This window comes from Ruegeria sp. CH11 (genome assembly GCF_056537105.1).
Window position 1 is genome coordinate 298,901 of record NZ_JBQFQX010000004.1, and the last position, 16,024, is coordinate 314,924.

The window sequence follows — 16,024 nt, forward strand, 5'->3', positions numbered from 1 at the left end:
ACTTCACACATTTTGAGCTAAGGATCGGCCAGTTACTAGGAGGCCAATGTGACATTCACGCGATACGCGATCTATTTTGCGCCCGATGCGCAGGCCGCTTGGGTGGATTTTGCCACCCGCTGGTTGGGTTGGGATATGGAAACGGGCACCCCTGTGGCCCATCCGCAGATTGAGGGCGTCGAGATTGGCGCTGTAACCGAAACGCCGCGAAAGTATGGGCTGCATGCAACCATGAAACCTCCGTTTCGGTTGCGCGAAGGGCAGTCGGTTGAGGCGTTGCAAGATGCCTGCGCAGCGTTGGCGGCAGGCAACACTCCGGTCACGATGGATGGGCTGGAGATCGCGCGTCTGGGCCGCTTCCTGGCGCTGCGCCCTATTGGTGAGACGTCCGCCCTGAATGCGCTTGCGGCCGCGTGTGTGCAGAAATTGGACGGATTTCGCGCCCCCGCAACCGATGCGGAACTGGCCCGCCGTCGTGCCAATGGCCTGACGCCCGAGCAGGACAGTAACCTTGTGCATTGGGGGTATCCGTATGTGCTGGACGCGTTTCGCTTTCACATCACGCTGACAGGCCGATTGGACAAACCAACCCTCAAAACCGTTGAGGCGGCGCTGGAAAGCCACCTTGCGCACCTGCTGCCTGCGCCGTTTCAGATCAATGATCTGGCCCTGATGGGCGAGGATGTCGATGGTCATTTTCACCTGATCCATCGCTACGCCCTTTCCGGCTGAATGCGCGTCAGAATTTCGTCCACTGTCGCGTCCAGGGGTCCGGAATTGTCCACCTCGATCACCCGGCAGAGCCCATTGGGCAAGGCCACCGCCCGGCCCAGCCGACGCGCCTGATCGGCCCGGCTTTCCCGTCCGCGCGCTGAAAGACGACGCTCCAGAACCTCTGCCTTTGCGGTCAGCGAGATCACGATCAGGTCACCAAATGTATTTTGCGTCTCCAGCAACACTGCGCGGGACAGGTTCACCAGAACCGCACTGGCCACTTGTCGCTGGTCGTTGATCTCTTTCGGGATGCCGTAGAACAATCCGTGGGCTGACCAGTGCATCGCAAAAGCACCGTCCTGAAGCATTTGGGTAAACTGCGCGGTCGAGACGCGATCGAAATCCTCACCCTCTTCCCCTTCGGGCCGAGTGATGACGCGCCGGACCCGCTGCGCCCCGGCCAACCGTGCGCTCAGCGCATCCATAACGCTGTCCTTGCCCACCCCCGATGGCCCAACCACCGCTATGACAGGGGCAAGGGTCATGTATTCATCCCCGGCGTGAACTGTGAAACGTCCACCTCGCGGTCGCAAACCTGCGCACGCGCTTCGATATCGTGAAAGATACCGACAATCGCGGCGCCGCGTTGCTTGGCCTCTTCGATCAGCGCCAGTACGGTTTCACGATTCCGCGCATCCAGACTTGCCGTCGGTTCATCCAGCAAAAGTGCCGGATAGTCCCGCACAAAGCCCCGCGCGATATTCACGCGCTGCTGTTCGCCGCCCGAAAATGTTGTCGGGCTGAGGCTCCAAAGACGTTCGGGGATGTTCAACCGCCTCAGCAGAGCCGCCGCTTTATCCAGCGCGACCTGCTTGTCACACCCCACTGCCAAAAGCGGTTCGGCCACAACTTCGAGCGTCGGAACACGGGGAACGACGCGCAGAAACTGACTGACATAGCCCAGCGTCTCGCGCCGCAGGGCCAGAATTTCGCGCGGCTCGGCATTGGCAACATCCAGGCCGCCCACCCGAACCTGCCCCGAGGCGGCAAGGTAGTTTCCGTAGATCACCCGCATCAGGGTCGATTTGCCGGCACCCGACGCGCCGGTCAGGGCAACGCATTCCCCTGCAGCAACCTTAAGCGATGCCCCTTGCATCACGGGGATCACGGCTGCGCCCTGATTGTGCAGCGTGAAGCTTTTGCTAACGTCAATAAGCTCGATCATGACACTTCATCTTTTTCCAAATACTCAAACCTGCAAAACGCTGGAGACCAGCAATTGCGTATAGGCGTGCTGCGGGTCGTCCAGCACCTGATCGGTCAGACCGGCCTCGACCACATGTCCGTCTTTCATAACCATCAGGCGATCCGCCAGCAGGCGCACTACTGCCAAATCATGCGTGACGATGATGGCGCTCAGCCCCATTTCGCGAACCAATCCACGCAACAAATCCAGCAGGCGCGCCTGTACCGAGACGTCGAGCCCGCCGGTCGGTTCGTCCATGAACACCAGTCGGGGGCCTGTCACCAGATTGCGCGCGATCTGCAGCCGCTGCTGCATGCCGCCGGAGAAGGCGGTCGGCCGATCATCGACGCGCGTTGCGTCAATCTCGACCCGACCCAGCCAGTCAATCGCGGTGTGGCGGATGTCACCGTAGTGCCGGTCGCCGACCGCCATCAGGCGCTCGCCGATATTGCCGCCCGCGCTGACCGACATGCGCAACCCGTCGCGTGCATGCTGATGAACAAAGGCCCAATCGGTGCGGCCCAACATCCGGCGTTCGGGCTCGGACATCGTGACTGTATCCACCGGCCCGTTGGCTCGGGTGTCATAGACCACCTGCCCCAAATCCGGCTCAAGATGGCCCGCCAAGCAGTTGAGCAGGGTCGATTTTCCCGACCCGCTTTCGCCCACGATCCCCATCACTTCGCCGGGGTAGAGTTCAAAACTGACATCCGCGCACCCGATGCGCGCGCCATAGCGCTTTTCGATACCTTTGACCTGCAACAGAGGGGTCATGCCGCGTCCTCCTTGGCCAATCGGCCCACATGTCCGGCAGCACGTCGCGACCGGCAGTAATCAGTGTCGGAACAGACAAACATACGGTTGCCCGCATCATCCAGGATAACTTCGTCCAGATAACTGTCCTCGGCCCCGCACAGATCGCAGGGATGGTCGGCCTTGGTGGCCTCGAACGGGTAGTCTTCGAAATCGAGGCTGACCACCTTGGTATGGGGCGGCACCGCATAGATCCGTTGCTCACGCCCAGCGCCGAACAGTTGGATCGCATCCATCTCGAGCTTGGGATTGTCGAATTTCGGGATCGGCGACGGGTCCATCACATAACGGTCCGAAACCGTTACCGGATAGGCATATGAGGTCGCGATCGCGCCGTGCTGGCTGATATCCTCATACAGCTTCACATGCATCAAACCGTATTCTTCGAGGCTATGCATCTTGCGCGTCTCGGTCTCGCGCGGTTCCAGAAACCGCAAGGGCTCGGGGATCGGCACCTGATAGACAAGGATCTGATCCTCACGCAGCTTCGCCTCGGGGATGCGGTGGCGGGTCTGAATGATTGTTGCCTTTTCGGTTTCTTCGGTTGTTTCGACGCCTGCGGTGTTCTCGAAGAACTTGCGGATCGATACGGCGTTGGTCGTATCGTCCGCGCCCTGATCGATCACTTTGAACGTATCATCGGGCGTCAGAGTTGCGGCCGAAACCTGAACCCCGCCTGTGCCCCACCCATAAGGCATTGGCATCTCGCGGCTGGCAAACGGCACTTGATAACCTGGTACGGCCAACCCTTTGAGAATTGCCCGCCGGATCATTCGCTTGGTTTGTTCGTCCAGATATGCGAAGTTATACTCATTCATTTGACGTATCACTTTGTTTTTCGGTGTTTTTATGGACGTATTGCTTTTAGGTTCGTTCTTTTTGGCCATTTTGGCCTATCTGCTTTGGCATTCCCGCCATTCGAGGCGGCGACGTCTTGCAATAAAGCGTGACCTTCGGGGTGAGTGGGGCTCGATTGACGCGTCAGAAACCGCTGCGAGCGGCGAAAATCCGCCAATCGATCAATACGACCCAGGCGGGAGAGCGGTTCGGTGATCGCGACGGCGACATCAACAGCGGTGGTGACTGAACTCATTCCGCAGCCTCCTTTGGAGTAATCCGGCCTTCTGCCTCGCGGCGCAGTTTGCGGACCAGCTCCAGTTCGGACTGGAAGTCCACGTAGTGCGGTAATTTGATGTGCTCGAGAAAGCCGGTGGCCTGTATGTTGTCGGCATGACTGAGGACAAATTCCTCGTCCTGTGCCGCAGCACCCAGATCGTCTTCGCCCAATTCCTTCCAGCGCAGCGCACGGTCCACCAAGGCCATTGAGATTGCCTTGCGTTCGGATTGCCCGAACACCAGACCATAACCGCGCGTGAACTGGGGCGGTTCGGTCTTGGACCCCTTGAACTGGTTGACCGTTTCGCATTCGGTCAGTTCGACCTCGCCGATGTCGATGGCAAAACCCAATTCGGGGATATCCATTTCGACAGCGACCTTGCCAATCCGCAATTCCCCGACAAAGGCGTGGTTGCGGGCATAGCCACGCTGCGTCGAATAGGCCATGCCTAGCACGAACCCCTCATCCCCTCGGGTCAGCGATTGCAGACGCAGAGGGCGATTGGACGGAAACTCCAAAGGTTCGCGGGTCAGATCGCCGGGGGTGTCATCGTTGTCCGGTTCGTTCTGAATGATGCCCTCGCCCTGCAGAAACTCGGTGATGTGAGGTGTCGGTTCGGCTCGCGCGACGCTTTCGGGCGCTGGGGGTACTTCACCGTCAGCGGCGAGTTTGAAATCCAGCAGTCGATGGGTGTAGTCGAAGGTCGGGCCCAGAACCTGCCCGCCAGGCGCGTCCTTGAACGTGGCCGAGATGCGGCGGTCGCACGCCATCTCGCCGGTTGCTACCGGGTTCGAGTACCCAAAGCGCGGCAAAGTCGTACGATAGGCCCGGATCAGGAAAATCGCCTCGATCAGATCACCGCGCGCCTGCTTGATTGCAAGCGCCGCCAGATCAGGATCGTAGAGGGACCCTTCGGCCATAACACGATTGACCGCAAGGCCAAGTTGTTCGCGGATCTGGGCTATGCTCAATTCGCGCACATCCCGTGACCCACGGCGCTCTTCGGCCAGCCAGGCATGGGCGTTCTCAATTGCCTTTTCGCCGCCTTTGACAGCAACATACATCGCCTAACCCTCCGCCGTTATCTGGGTGCTGCGCGGCAGGGCCGCGACCTGCGCACCGCCGGTGAAGAAAAAGTCGCAGCCAAGCGGATACAAGGTCGCGTTTCCCTGCAATGCGCTAACGTCTGGCAGCGAGAGCTGACTGGTTTCCTTGATGCCCGGCCCGCGCAGGGTTGCCCCCTGCGGCAGCAGCCTGTCACATTCCACGATCAGAGTGGCCGAGCGATCCGGATATTCAGGCGTCCCGATGCGATAGGTCTCAAGCGGCATCAGATCAGCCCAGGTGCCAACCGCAAACTCTGCCTGCGCTGCCCCAACTAACGGAGACCCGGTGTGAAACGACAACCACTGCCGTAAGTCAGGGGTATCTGCGCCCCCTGCCAAATAGATCGGCGTGTCCGGATCACAAAGCGTCAGCAGCAATGTTCCCGCTGCGACGGACAGCGGAGCAGGTGGGTGGGCGCCTTTCAACTCGCAAATGTCTCCGGGTCGGGCCATGGCGGTCATTGCGGCCCGGAATGCGTAGGAGGCATCTACGGGTGCATTCATAAACCCGCCTGCGTACTGAGTTTGCGTGTTCATGCGTCCTCTCCCCGCACCATGGTGAAAAACTCGACCTTTGTGGCGGCGGCTTTGGCGGCGCGTGTTTGCTCGGCGCTGTTCACCTGGCGTTCCAATGGCGCGATCACATGGGTGCGCACCACCTCTGCCGCAGCGGTCTGCATCAGCGCATCGACCAGAGCGGCAATTTCGGCCCCGGCTTTTGAGCGCCCCTGAACGTAACCATGCCCGACTGTGCCGTCCTGCAATACCAAAGTGCAGCGGGTAACCGTCATTTCGCCCAGGTTGAACGGCGCTCCGGTGCCGCCAGCGCGGCCCCGGACCATGACGCCACCGATCTCGGGCGCACGCACCCAATCGAACGAAGGGCTCAGGTCTGCCTTGCGCCAAACATCCAGCACGGTCTGCTGCGGCGCGCGGGCCAGCAGTCCCATCCATGCCCGCCGCGCCTCGGTCGAAAATTCTGTCTGTTCCACCATCAAAGCCTCTTGGCTAGGTTGTCTACAACAACTATACAACTAGACAAATATTACCGCCAAGCGGTTAATGACGCAATCCATGACTGTGTGAAGATTTGGTGACATGAGCAAAACCCCGATCTGGAAAAGCATCGCCCTGAGCCTGACCTCGGACATTGCCGAAGGGCGATATGGGACCGGTGATCGCTTGCCGACCGAGGCGCAGCTGGCAGCCACTCATGGCGTCAATCGCCACACAGTCCGGCGCGCGCTGGCCGACATGGCCGAGCTGGGGCTGGTCCATGCCAGGCGTGGCGCCGGGGTCTTCGTGGCCGCGCGGCCAACCGACTATCCGATTGGCAAACGCGTCCGGTATCACAAAAGCATCTCGGCCAGCGGCAAGATTCCGGGAAAGACGATTCTGGCACTGACAACGCGTGCAGCGGATCAGGCCGAGGCCGAGGCGCTGGACCTACCAACTGGCGGGGCCGTTCATGTCTATGACGGGTTGTCGCTGGCAGATGGGCAACCGATCGCGATGTTTCAAAGCATTTTTCCGGCAGATGTCCTGCCTGGCATTCTGGAAGCCCTGACGGAAACCGGGTCAGTCACCCGCGCCCTGCAACTGTGCGGAGTGGACGATTATACGCGCATCTCGACGCGCCTGACGGCACGTGCGGCGACGGCGACACAGGCCTTGCATCTGAAGCTGACCGAAGGTGCGCCGGTCTTGCACTCGCTTGGGATCAACGCCGATCCCAGCGGGCGGCCGGTCGAATTCGGTAAGACGGTATTTGCCGGCGAACGCGTAACACTGACGCTGAGCGACGCATGAAAACCGGGCGGCTCCCGCCCGTCTTCGACCTCGTTTCCGAGGTCTCATCCCGTTGGGCGTAGCGCCGCGCAAGGCGCGGCGCGCGGCCCAAGGCCGCCAAGAGGTATCGGCGCAGCCGATGCAGATGCGGACGCGGGAGCATTTGCCGCTTTGGCATCAGGCCTTCTGACTATTCGTATTTCTCGAGGAACGCCTCGGCCGGCAAATTGCGAAAATCAGTCAAAGCGCGATGCAGGCGGGTATGATCCCAATCCCACCATGCAAGACCCATCATCCGGTCCGCGACGCTTTCGGAAAACCGCCGCCGAAGTGGGGTGGCCGTAACCCCTGCAACCACCGTATAGGGCGCCACATTCTTGGTGACCACCGCCCCGGAGGCGACAACCGCGCCGTGACCGATCGTGACCTCGGGTTTGATGATGGCGGCGTGGCCAATCCAGGTATCATGACCGATCTCGGTCAGACGGCTTGCCCGATGGGCGAACCAATCGGCGTCGTCTTCGGCATCGTCCCAGTAACTGGCCGAGCGATAATGAAAATGGTGCAGCGACGCCCTGTCCATCGGATGATCCGTCGCGCCAATTCGCGTAAAACTGGCAATATTGGCAAACTTGCCGATCCGGGCGTTGGCGATATCGCAGGTCCGGTCACAATAGGAATAGTCGCCGAACACCGAGTTCGCGACCCGGGTCCCGGCGCCGATCTCGACAAACGCCCCGAAAGAACTATTGGAAATCTCGCAATCGGGATGAAAAAACGGTTTCTCTGCGCTGAGCCGTCCCATGGTCTGGTAAGTATCCTTGGGATCAAGCTTCAAGCCGTTCTCGGCTTGCGTTTTTTCGCGGTTTCGCCCTCGATCAACCGTCGGCGCAACCAGCCTGAGAACCAATCCATCAGCATCACCATGAGGATGATCAGAACGATGTAATAGGCCACCTCTTCCCAGTCTTTCTGGGTGATGATCGCCTGCGTCAGCAACAACCCGATGCCGCCGCCGGTGATCGCTCCAATCACCGTTGCGCTGCGGGTGTTGGATTCAAGAAAATACAGAAGTTGACTGAGCAATACGGGCGTCACCTGCGGGATCACCCCAAAGCGGTAGCGCTGCGGCGCATTGGCTCCGGTGGATTGCACGCCCTCGATTTGCTTCTGATCGACATTCTCCAGCGATTCCGAAAAGATTTTGCCGAAGGTCCCGGTATCGGTCACCAAAATGGCCAGTGCCCCGGTCAAGGGTCCGGGACCAAAGGCACGGGCCAGCACAACGGTCCAGATGAGCGCATCGACGCCGCGGACAAAGTCGAACACGCGGCGCGTCACAAAACGAACTGTTTTCAGAGGGTTGAAATTCCGAGTTGCCAGGAAGGCCAGCGGCAGCGCGACCATACCGGCGCCCAGAGTCCCCAGAAACGCCATCAGAATGGTTTCGAATATGGCCCAGGCCACATCCTGATGACGCCACATCTTGTTGGTCCAGAAGTCGTTCAAGATCGCGCCCGCTTCGCCGGATGCGGCAAGCCTGGCAAGTCGGGAGAACGATTTGCCGTGATACGGGCTGTCGAGGGTGAACCAGAACAGCTCCCACCCCATGAAATACCGAAACACTTCCGAGCGATTGCGCGTCACCGTCAGGCGACCGGCATCGGTGGTGATTGCCAGACGGTTCTTGGACATGCTGATCCAGTCGGGAACGTCGCCTGTTGGCAACTCTGCCTGAACCCCTGCCGCGCGCGTCGGCGTGGCGCGTACGGTGCCATAACCGGGTATGTCGTACTCGACAGTCTCGGGACCGAAGCGCACGACATGACCGTTTTCGAGATCGATGGTTGTGGTTTCGCCCAGCGCCACCCATTCGGGCGCCTCGCCTTCGGGGTAGCGTCCCTTTCGTTCACCTTCGATGGCGACAGATACGGCGCCGTTGCGGTTGTCGCGCTCGACATGAGTTTTGTAGCTGTAGCTGTCAGCCACCAAGGTCTTGCCATTTTCCCAGTTCGCGCGCCCTGCCAAGCCGGGAACGTCAAACGCGAAGAACACGTATGTCAGGTAAACCAGCACCATTGCGGGCAGGCCGAAATTCATCAGCCGTTTGCGGTTGAACAGGCGGTCAGCCTCGGCCTTCAGCGCGTCCGGGGTCAGGTTGGTGGCCAGGGTGCTCATGCAAGCGCTCCTCTATCGGAACCATGGGTCAGCCGGTCGCGCAACAGACCCGAGATTTGATCGACAACAACAATGGTGACAAACAACAGAAGGAAGATGGCAGCCGCCTCGTCATAGCGACCCTGCCCCCAGGACATGGCATTGCGCAGCTCGTATCCCAGACCGCCCGCACCCACAAAACCAAGGATGGCCGAGGCGCGGATATTGATTTCAAACCTCAGCAGCGCGTAGCTGACGTAGTTTGGACCAACCTGCGGGATCACACCCAGATACATGCGCTGCGACCAGTTGGCCCCTACCGAGTACAACCCTTCGACCGGTTTCAGCGAGGCGTTCTCGTTCACTTCGGAAAACAGTTTGCCCAGCGCGCCCGCCGTGTGAATGGCAATCGCGATCATCGCCGGTACCGGACCACCGCCCAGCACGAAGATCAGCACCAACGCGACAACGATTTCCGGGATCGCCCGGCAAATATCCGCGATACGACGGAACAAGGGTATCAGCGCGGGCCAAAGCGCCATACCCCGTGTCGACATCAGCGCCAGAAACGTGCCCGCGATGGCACCGATCAGCGTCGACGCAGCCGCGATGTTGATTGTCTCGATCAGCGCCGGAAAGAACCGCACCAGGTTTTCAGGCATTGCACCGATCTTTTGCCATGCCTCGGACAGAACCTCGGTGGGGTAATCGAACAGCCGGTGCCAACCGTCGACAAAGCTGCCTGCGTTGCGGTCATCCGCGACGCGAAAGCCCGAGGCCATGACAGCCACGAACACAATCAGAAGAATGCCACCATAGACCCGTTTGCGCCGTGTCATAGCGGTGTAGTCGTCGCGTATCTGGCCGACGCTTGAGGACCCAGAGGTCAGGTCTGTCATGGAATGCTCCTGAGTGGAAAACGGGGTCCGGAGTGGCACCGGACCCCGATCATTGGGTATGCAGGCTTAGTTGGACTTCAGCTTGCGCGCTTCGATGATCGACAGATACGCATCATGTGTGATCGGATCGAACCCGAGGCTTTCGCCCGCCGACAGGTTGTAGGCACAATCCTTGTCGCTCTCGTAAAGATCGTCGATCAGCGTGGTCATCTGGGCACGAACGTTTTCGGGCAGCGCGGTGCGCAGAACGATCGGGCCTTCCGGGATCACGTCCGAACGCCAGATCTCAACCAGATCGTTCATGTCGACCAGACCCGCATCAACGGCCTTGCGCAATGCGCCCGAGTTATAGCCGTCTTCCCAGTCGCCCTGTCCGTCAGCCCAAGTCACGCCGCCATCGACGTCACCGTTGCTGACTGCGACGATGGTCTGTTCATGGCCGCCGGTGAACTTCACCTCGCCGAAATAGTCGCCCGACTCCATGGTTGCGCCGGTTGCCTGAGGAATTTCAATCGACGGTATCAAATAGCCCGAGGTCGAGTTCGGGTCGCCGAACCCAAAGGTTTTGCCCTTCATGTCTTCCAACGACGCAATACCGCTGTCCTTACGAGCAAAACCAATCGAGTGGTAACCATAAGAGCCGTCGGCATTGATCTTCGTCAGCACCGGAACAACCGCTTCGGGATCCGACAGGTAAACCTTTGCATAGCCCGATGCGCCCAGCCATGCCATGTCCAGGCTTCCGCCCAGCAGGCCCTGGATCACACCGTTGTAATCAGCCGGTGCAAACAGCTTGGTCGGCACGCCAAGCGTCTCTTCGGTATATTCACGCACGCAGTCCAAACGCGCCAGACGGTCCTGGGCGTTTTCGCCGCCCAGAATGCCGATGCGGAATTCGGTGACTTCCTGTGCCATTGCAGGCAAGGCCATGGCAGTGGTCACAACAAGGGCGGCAACTTGGTTTTTCATCTGTCTCTCTCCAGTTTGATGATCCCGGCCTCTCATCGGACCGGGCGATGAAAGGGGTGGTGGATTAGATGGTGGCTTCGGCTTCCATCAGCGCCGTTCGGGACGCGTCGAGCGTTTCGATCTCGGTCGATGTCGCCGCTTCCGAAAAGCTGGCGTCTGCGCCATAGATTTCGCGGGCGACACCTGTGGTCAGTTGCTCGGGCAGGCCATCGAACACGATGCGCCCGTCGCGCATACCAACAACACGGTCGCAGTAACGGCGAGCAGTATCCAGCGTGTGCAGGTTGGCAATCACGGTCCGCCCATCTTCTTCGTGGATGCGGCGCAGCGCCTGCATCACCACCTGGGCGTTCATCGGATCCAGCGAGGCGATGGGCTCATCCGCAAGAATGATCCGCGGGTCCTGCATCAGAGCGCGCGCAATGGCGACCCGCTGCTGCTGTCCCCCCGAAAGAGCTTCGGCCCGTTTCGGCGCGTGTTCGGCGATGCCAAGGCGATCCAGAATGTCGATGGCGTGATGGATCTCATCCATCGGGAACAGGTTGAACATCGTTGCCAGGGTCGAGTGGCGATTCAGCGTGCCATGCAGGACGTTGGACACCACATCCATGCGCGGAACCAAGTTGAATTGCTGGAATATCATGGCGCAATCGGCCTGCCAGGCGCGTTTCTCGCGACCTTTCAGGTCTGTCACATCGCGGCCCTCGACGATGATTTCGCCTTCGCTGGCATCGGTGAGTCGGTTGATCATCCGCAGCAACGTCGACTTACCCGCGCCCGAGCGACCGATGATCCCGATCATGCAAGGCTTGTCCACATCCAGCGTCGCTGCATCCACAGCGATGTTGTCGCCGAAGCGTTTCGTCAGTCCCTTTATGCGTAGCACGTGCCACCCCCAAATTCTTTGGCGGTGGGCTACAGTCGACGATCAACGAACATGTGTCGATTTGGTGAAAGTTTTGTAAATGTCCGGCCTGCAGAGTCGGGCTACACTTTGATCAAGATCGCGGATATACGCCTGCCTGACTGCTTAGATTCTGCGAGGCCACCCATGCCCTTTGACCGTTCCATCAAGATCGCACCTTCGATCCTGTCTGCCGATTTCGCCAATTTCGGACAAGAGATCCAGGCGATTGAGGCCCAGGGCGCGGATTGGGTGCATGTGGACGTCATGGACGGCCACTTTGTTCCCAACCTGACCTTCGGCCCGCCTGCGGTCAAAGCGTTCCGTCCCCATGTGAAGACGGTTATGGATGTGCATTTGATGATCGCGCCGGTCGATCCCTACATTCAGGCCTATGCCGATGCCGGGGCGGATATTCTGACCGCACATGTCGAGGCAGGACCCCATACGCATCGGACACTGCAGGCGATCCGAGCCGCCGGAATGAAGGCCGGTGTTGCATTGAATCCTGGCACGCCGGCCGAAGCGGTTGAACACCTTCTGGACCTCGCCGATCTGGTCTGCGTGATGACCGTGAACCCTGGCTTTGGCGGACAGAAGTTCATCGACATGACGGACAAGGTGCGCCGTCTGCGCCAGATGATCGGCGACCGCCCGGTTCATATCGAAATCGACGGCGGGGTCGATCCACAGACCGCACCCTTGGTTGCCGCCGCTGGTGCAGACGTTCTGGTCGCGGGATCTGCGGTGTTCAAAGGCGGATCCGTAAGCAACCCCGACGTTTATGGCGACAACATTCGTGCCGTACGCACAGCCGCCGAGGATGCGCTGACCTGAAGGGCGGATGCTCCCGCCAGTCGTCGATGTTCCTTGCGGAACACCTCCTCCTGTTGGGCCCGGCGCCAGAGGCGCTTTGGCGCCGTCTACGCTCTTTTCGCTGAACTTGTAGCGACGAGCCTCTTTGCGATGATGGCGATTTGGCTTGCACACGCCGCACGGCCGGTTTGCGGACGCGTGGCTGTTAGCTTCCGGTTGGGATTGATGAGTTCATGCCGCCTGCGCCGCGAAGACATCGTGCGTCTTGTCATGGCAGGTGTTTTGTAAATCCCTGCCCTGCGCCTTGCGCGCAGTCAGGTCACCGAGATCAAATACCAACGTTGGACGGTGTGATGGATTTGAGCAAACCGAGAGGTCAGTGATTGCTTGATTTTCACGCACCCGGTTTGTCATTGGCGAACGGGTCTGGCCCAACCATAGAGTGCGCCCAAGGATATTTGGGTTTGGCCCGTCGGTCGACACGATTGACTAGTTAGCCCGCTTCACGTTCGGCAATATTGAACGAAAGCTGTAAGGCGCCGGAATTGTGGCAAATATTTGGTATCGACTCGGGCGTCGAAACCCTCGATAACCAACTGCAGGTTTTGCTGATTGCGACCCGGGTACGGGTGCGATGCTGAATGCGGCCAGGCCCGCTGGGTCACGGCGCACTAGACCGGGGTGTTGCAGGAGGAGGCCGCCCCGGTCGTCTTCCTGACAACTCGAAATCACGCACCATCCAAGATGCGCCCCGAAGGCGACATAGATAGGATGCACGCTGCGGACCGTCAGAAAATCAGCGCGAAATCCCACCTGGTTGAGCATTGGTATCGGACCAACCCAGCGGGCTAGGCCAATCCTCGACGGCGACCGTACGCATCCAAGCAAGGGGGCAAGCCTTAGAGGCAATTTTTGAGGGCGTCGCCAACGTCGCGATTGATCTTTCGGAACGGACACACCGCAAGTTCCCGCCGAATTGCAAACAGATCGATTGCCGGTTGTCCGGCTCTGAACAGCCCTAGGCAGTACCATGTGTCCGAGGTCGGTCTGCGGTTCAGTTGGAGGTGCGGCAGTAGCCGAAACAGGCGGCAGCTTTCTGGACATCTGGACCGCTGTGTGATTTTATAACATTGTGAGTTGCGCACCTGATAAGAGCTGGCATGACAAGACAAGCACCAACAGAGACATCGGCTGAAAACGCACCTGTCGGGTTCACGGACCACGATCATGGATCCTGTGTCGAAACTGCACTCCGCACCGCCGAAACGCGGTGCAAACAGGAGGGGCTGCGCCTGACACCGGTTCGGCGCAAGGTGCTTGAGATGTTGCTTCAGGAACATCGCGCGCTTGGGGCCTATGCGATTCTGGACCGCCTTCGCACCGAGGGCTTTGGCTCGCAGCCACCCGTCGCATACCGCGCACTCGATTTTCTGGTTGCAAACGGCTTTGTGCACAAGATCGAGCGCCTGAACGCCTTTGTCGCCTGTGCCAACCCGGGTGCCGCGCATTCCCCCGCCTTCATGATCTGTCGTGTATGTGACGCTGTCGCCGAAGCACAATCAACGCCGGCCAAAGGCGCGCTTGGCGCTGCCGCCCGCGCGGTGGGATTTGAAATTGAGCGGACCGTGGTCGAGGCCGAAGGCATTTGCCCCGATTGCTCTGCTAAGGCGTAGACATGACCCTTGTAACTGTCGAAGACCTCGGTATGCGCTACGGTGCCAACACCGTTCTGCGCCATGTGCATATGACCGTCGAAGCCGGTGAGATCGTGACAATTGTCGGGCCCAACGGGTCGGGCAAAACCAGCCTGTTGCGCGCCATCATCGGCGCGACCCAGCCCTCGGCCGGGCGTGTGATCCGCAAGCCGGGGCTACGGATCGGATATGTCCCGCAAAAGCTGCATATCGATCCGACCTTGCCGATTTCCGTCGAACGTTTCATGCGACTGACCAGCCGAGTGTCGCGGCACGACTGCGCCGAGGCGCTGAAAGCCGCCGGTGTACCGGATTTGACCAAGCGGCAGATGTCACAATTGTCCGGTGGCCAGTTCCAGCGAGTGCTTTTGGCGCGGGCGCTGATCAACAAGCCTGAAATCCTGCTGCTGGATGAGGCGACGCAAGGGCTGGACCAACCCGGTTCGGCCGCCTTTTATCACCAGATCGAGGCCGTACGGGCAGAAACCCAATGTGCCATCCTGATGATCAGTCACGAACTGCACGTGGTCATGAGCGCGTCTGACCGCGTGATCTGCCTGAACGGCCATGTCTGTTGCGAGGGCTCACCTGCGGTTGTGGCCTCGGCACCGGAATACCGGGCATTGTTCGGTACCGGAACCGGCGGGGCGCTAGCCTTGTACCGGCACGATCATGACCACGACCACCACGACCATTCAAAAGAAGCGGCAGAGTAATGCTTGACGATTTCATGACACGGGCAACGCTGGCCGGTATCGGCGTGGCCTTTGCAGCGGCACCGCTTGGGTGTTTTGTCGTATGGCGCCGCATGGCGTATTTCGGGGACGCCACAGCGCACGCAGCGATTTTGGGCATCGCCTTGTCGCTGACATTTCAGATGTCGATCTTCGCCGGAGCTCTGGCCGTTGCGTTGATCATGGCGCTAACCGTCACCTTTTTGTCCGGGCGCGGATACGCGATGGACACGCTGCTGGGTGTTCTGGCCCATTCCGCCCTCGCCTTTGGCCTTGTGGCAGTCTCGTTTCTGACCGGCGTCCGCATCGATCTGATGGCCTATCTGTTTGGTGACATTCTGGCGGTGTCCCGCTCGGACCTGTTGGTCATCTGGGGGGGTGCGGCCCTTGTCGTCACTCTGATCGCCTGGCGCTGGTCGGAACTGTTGACCGCAACGCTGAATGAGGAACTGGCTTACGCCAGTGGCTTCAACCCAAAACGCGAACAACTGATCCTGACCCTGGCCCTGTCTGTGACCGTGGCCGTCGCAATCAAGGTCGTGGGCGTCCTGCTGATTGCGGCCATGCTGATCATCCCGGCCGCCGCAGCGCGCAGCCTGGCGCGGTCCCCCGAATCGATGGCCCTTATCGCAGCGCTGATCGGCGCAACGTCGGCGCTTGCCGGCCTGCGAGCCGCCTATGTCCTGGACACTCCGGCGGGCCCATCCATAGTCTGCGTCGCGGCAATCATTTTTGCCTGTTTCAGCCTTGTCGGTGCGTATTCCAGGCGCAAGTCGCACTGATCTGGAACGACGCGCAAAGCACCGACCTTCGCCGGGAAACATTGTCAAAACTCTTGGGATTTTGGTAGCGGAGGAGGGACTTGAACCCCCGACACGCGGATTATGATTCCGTTTACCCCCGGTTTCAGAGTTAAGTCCGTCGCTGTCCTAGCTCGTCCATATTCGTCTGATTGCTGCCGCATTTATTGTATTAAATCAGGTATCTTTAAGTTGTCCCCCGAGTAATTATTGTCTACCATTGTCCACAACCGTCCACCACAATCCATTCGATTTTGTCCCCCATGA

The 16,024-nt window shown here is 59.7% G+C and carries 19 protein-coding genes; 6 read left to right on the forward strand and 13 right to left on the reverse strand.

Annotation, left to right across the window (positions count from 1 at the left end; genetic code table 11):
- The first annotated feature begins 48 nt into the window (after nucleotides 1-48).
- The gene (locus ACR0LX_RS09285) at nucleotides 49-732 is read left to right on the forward strand and encodes a DUF1045 domain-containing protein (RefSeq protein ID WP_480783448.1); all 684 of its coding nucleotides are present in this window, start codon (nucleotides 49-51) and stop codon (nucleotides 730-732) included.
- Here the strand turns inward: ACR0LX_RS09285 and phnN are convergent.
- Genes phnN through phnG form a run of 8 tightly spaced genes read right to left on the reverse strand, consistent with a single transcriptional unit; the run spans nucleotide 714 to nucleotide 5,991 of the window.
- A complete protein-coding gene (phnN, locus tag ACR0LX_RS09290; protein ID WP_480783449.1) occupies nucleotides 714-1,259 on the reverse strand; it encodes a phosphonate metabolism protein/1,5-bisphosphokinase (PRPP-forming) PhnN in 546 nt (181 codons plus the stop codon). The genes ACR0LX_RS09285 and phnN overlap by 19 nt on opposite strands.
- On the reverse strand, nucleotides 1,256-1,939 hold the full coding sequence (gene phnL, locus ACR0LX_RS09295; protein WP_480783450.1) for a phosphonate C-P lyase system protein PhnL: 684 nt from the start codon (nucleotides 1,937-1,939) through the stop codon (nucleotides 1,256-1,258). The genes phnN and phnL overlap by 4 nt, the downstream gene beginning before the upstream one ends.
- Nucleotides 1,940-1,963: 24 nt before the next feature.
- On the reverse strand, nucleotides 1,964-2,734 hold the full coding sequence (gene phnK / locus ACR0LX_RS09300; protein WP_480783451.1) for a phosphonate C-P lyase system protein PhnK: 771 nt from the start codon (nucleotides 2,732-2,734) through the stop codon (nucleotides 1,964-1,966).
- Nucleotides 2,731-3,591 (reverse strand): alpha-D-ribose 1-methylphosphonate 5-phosphate C-P-lyase PhnJ, encoded by an 861-nt coding sequence (locus tag ACR0LX_RS09305; RefSeq protein WP_480783452.1) that lies wholly within the window; start codon nucleotides 3,589-3,591, stop codon nucleotides 2,731-2,733. The genes phnK and ACR0LX_RS09305 overlap by 4 nt, the downstream gene beginning before the upstream one ends.
- Before the next feature lie 29 nt (nucleotides 3,592-3,620).
- The gene (locus ACR0LX_RS09310) at nucleotides 3,621-3,866 is read right to left on the reverse strand and encodes a hypothetical protein (protein WP_480783453.1); all 246 of its coding nucleotides are present in this window, start codon (nucleotides 3,864-3,866) and stop codon (nucleotides 3,621-3,623) included.
- Nucleotides 3,863-4,954 (reverse strand): carbon-phosphorus lyase complex subunit, encoded by a 1,092-nt coding sequence (locus tag ACR0LX_RS09315; RefSeq protein WP_480783454.1) that lies wholly within the window; start codon nucleotides 4,952-4,954, stop codon nucleotides 3,863-3,865. The genes ACR0LX_RS09310 and ACR0LX_RS09315 overlap by 4 nt, the downstream gene beginning before the upstream one ends.
- Before the next feature lie 3 nt (nucleotides 4,955-4,957).
- Nucleotides 4,958-5,533, reverse strand: coding sequence for a phosphonate C-P lyase system protein PhnH (phnH, locus tag ACR0LX_RS09320; RefSeq protein ID WP_480783455.1), 576 nt, complete (start codon nucleotides 5,531-5,533; stop codon nucleotides 4,958-4,960).
- Nucleotides 5,530-5,991, reverse strand: a complete 462-nt coding sequence (gene phnG / locus ACR0LX_RS09325) for a phosphonate C-P lyase system protein PhnG (RefSeq protein WP_480783456.1) — start codon at nucleotides 5,989-5,991, stop codon at nucleotides 5,530-5,532. Before phnG ends, phnH begins: the two co-directional genes overlap by 4 nt.
- A gap of 103 nt (nucleotides 5,992-6,094) precedes the next feature.
- On the opposite strand from phnG, the gene phnF reads away from it, so the two are divergent.
- Nucleotides 6,095-6,805 carry a phosphonate metabolism transcriptional regulator PhnF gene (gene phnF / locus ACR0LX_RS09330; protein ID WP_480783457.1) on the forward strand — a complete coding sequence of 237 codons (711 nt, stop codon included), beginning with the start codon at nucleotides 6,095-6,097 and terminating at the stop codon, nucleotides 6,803-6,805.
- Nucleotides 6,806-6,974: 169 nt separating this feature from the next.
- Here phnF and ACR0LX_RS09335 read toward each other — a convergent pair whose 3' ends face one another.
- The 5 genes from ACR0LX_RS09335 to phnC all read right to left on the reverse strand — a co-directional run bounded on the left by ACR0LX_RS09335 (nucleotide 6,975) and on the right by phnC (nucleotide 11,695).
- Nucleotides 6,975-7,589: an LbetaH domain-containing protein gene (locus ACR0LX_RS09335; RefSeq protein ID WP_480783540.1), complete on the reverse strand. Its 615-nt coding sequence runs from the start codon at nucleotides 7,587-7,589 to the stop codon at nucleotides 6,975-6,977.
- Nucleotides 7,590-7,618: 29 nt separating this feature from the next.
- Complete coding sequence (phnE, locus tag ACR0LX_RS09340) at nucleotides 7,619-8,962, reverse strand: phosphonate ABC transporter, permease protein PhnE (RefSeq protein ID WP_480783458.1); 1,344 nt, start codon at nucleotides 8,960-8,962, stop codon at nucleotides 7,619-7,621.
- On the reverse strand, nucleotides 8,959-9,840 hold the full coding sequence (phnE, locus tag ACR0LX_RS09345) for a phosphonate ABC transporter, permease protein PhnE (protein WP_480783459.1): 882 nt from the start codon (nucleotides 9,838-9,840) through the stop codon (nucleotides 8,959-8,961). Before phnE (ACR0LX_RS09345) ends, phnE (ACR0LX_RS09340) begins: the two co-directional genes overlap by 4 nt.
- A gap of 66 nt (nucleotides 9,841-9,906) precedes the next feature.
- On the reverse strand, nucleotides 9,907-10,809 hold the full coding sequence (gene phnD, locus ACR0LX_RS09350; protein WP_480783460.1) for a phosphonate ABC transporter substrate-binding protein: 903 nt from the start codon (nucleotides 10,807-10,809) through the stop codon (nucleotides 9,907-9,909).
- A gap of 64 nt (nucleotides 10,810-10,873) precedes the next feature.
- The gene (gene phnC / locus ACR0LX_RS09355) at nucleotides 10,874-11,695 is read right to left on the reverse strand and encodes a phosphonate ABC transporter ATP-binding protein (RefSeq protein ID WP_480783461.1); all 822 of its coding nucleotides are present in this window, start codon (nucleotides 11,693-11,695) and stop codon (nucleotides 10,874-10,876) included.
- Between the two features lie 165 nt (nucleotides 11,696-11,860).
- Here phnC and rpe point away from each other — a divergent pair, with 165 nt between their 5' ends.
- The 4 genes from rpe to ACR0LX_RS09375 all read left to right on the forward strand — a co-directional run bounded on the left by rpe (nucleotide 11,861) and on the right by ACR0LX_RS09375 (nucleotide 15,739).
- A complete protein-coding gene (gene rpe, locus ACR0LX_RS09360) occupies nucleotides 11,861-12,550 on the forward strand; it encodes a ribulose-phosphate 3-epimerase (RefSeq protein ID WP_480783462.1) in 690 nt (229 codons plus the stop codon).
- 1,139 nt (nucleotides 12,551-13,689) lie between these two features.
- Complete coding sequence (locus ACR0LX_RS09365) at nucleotides 13,690-14,202, forward strand: Fur family transcriptional regulator (protein ID WP_480783463.1); 513 nt, start codon at nucleotides 13,690-13,692, stop codon at nucleotides 14,200-14,202.
- Between the two features lie 2 nt (nucleotides 14,203-14,204).
- Nucleotides 14,205-14,939, forward strand: coding sequence for a metal ABC transporter ATP-binding protein (locus ACR0LX_RS09370; protein ID WP_480571618.1), 735 nt, complete (start codon nucleotides 14,205-14,207; stop codon nucleotides 14,937-14,939).
- The gene (locus ACR0LX_RS09375; RefSeq protein WP_480783464.1) at nucleotides 14,939-15,739 is read left to right on the forward strand and encodes an iron chelate uptake ABC transporter family permease subunit; all 801 of its coding nucleotides are present in this window, start codon (nucleotides 14,939-14,941) and stop codon (nucleotides 15,737-15,739) included. The genes ACR0LX_RS09370 and ACR0LX_RS09375 overlap by 1 nt, the downstream gene beginning before the upstream one ends.
- Nucleotides 15,740-16,024: the final 285 nt, after the last annotated feature.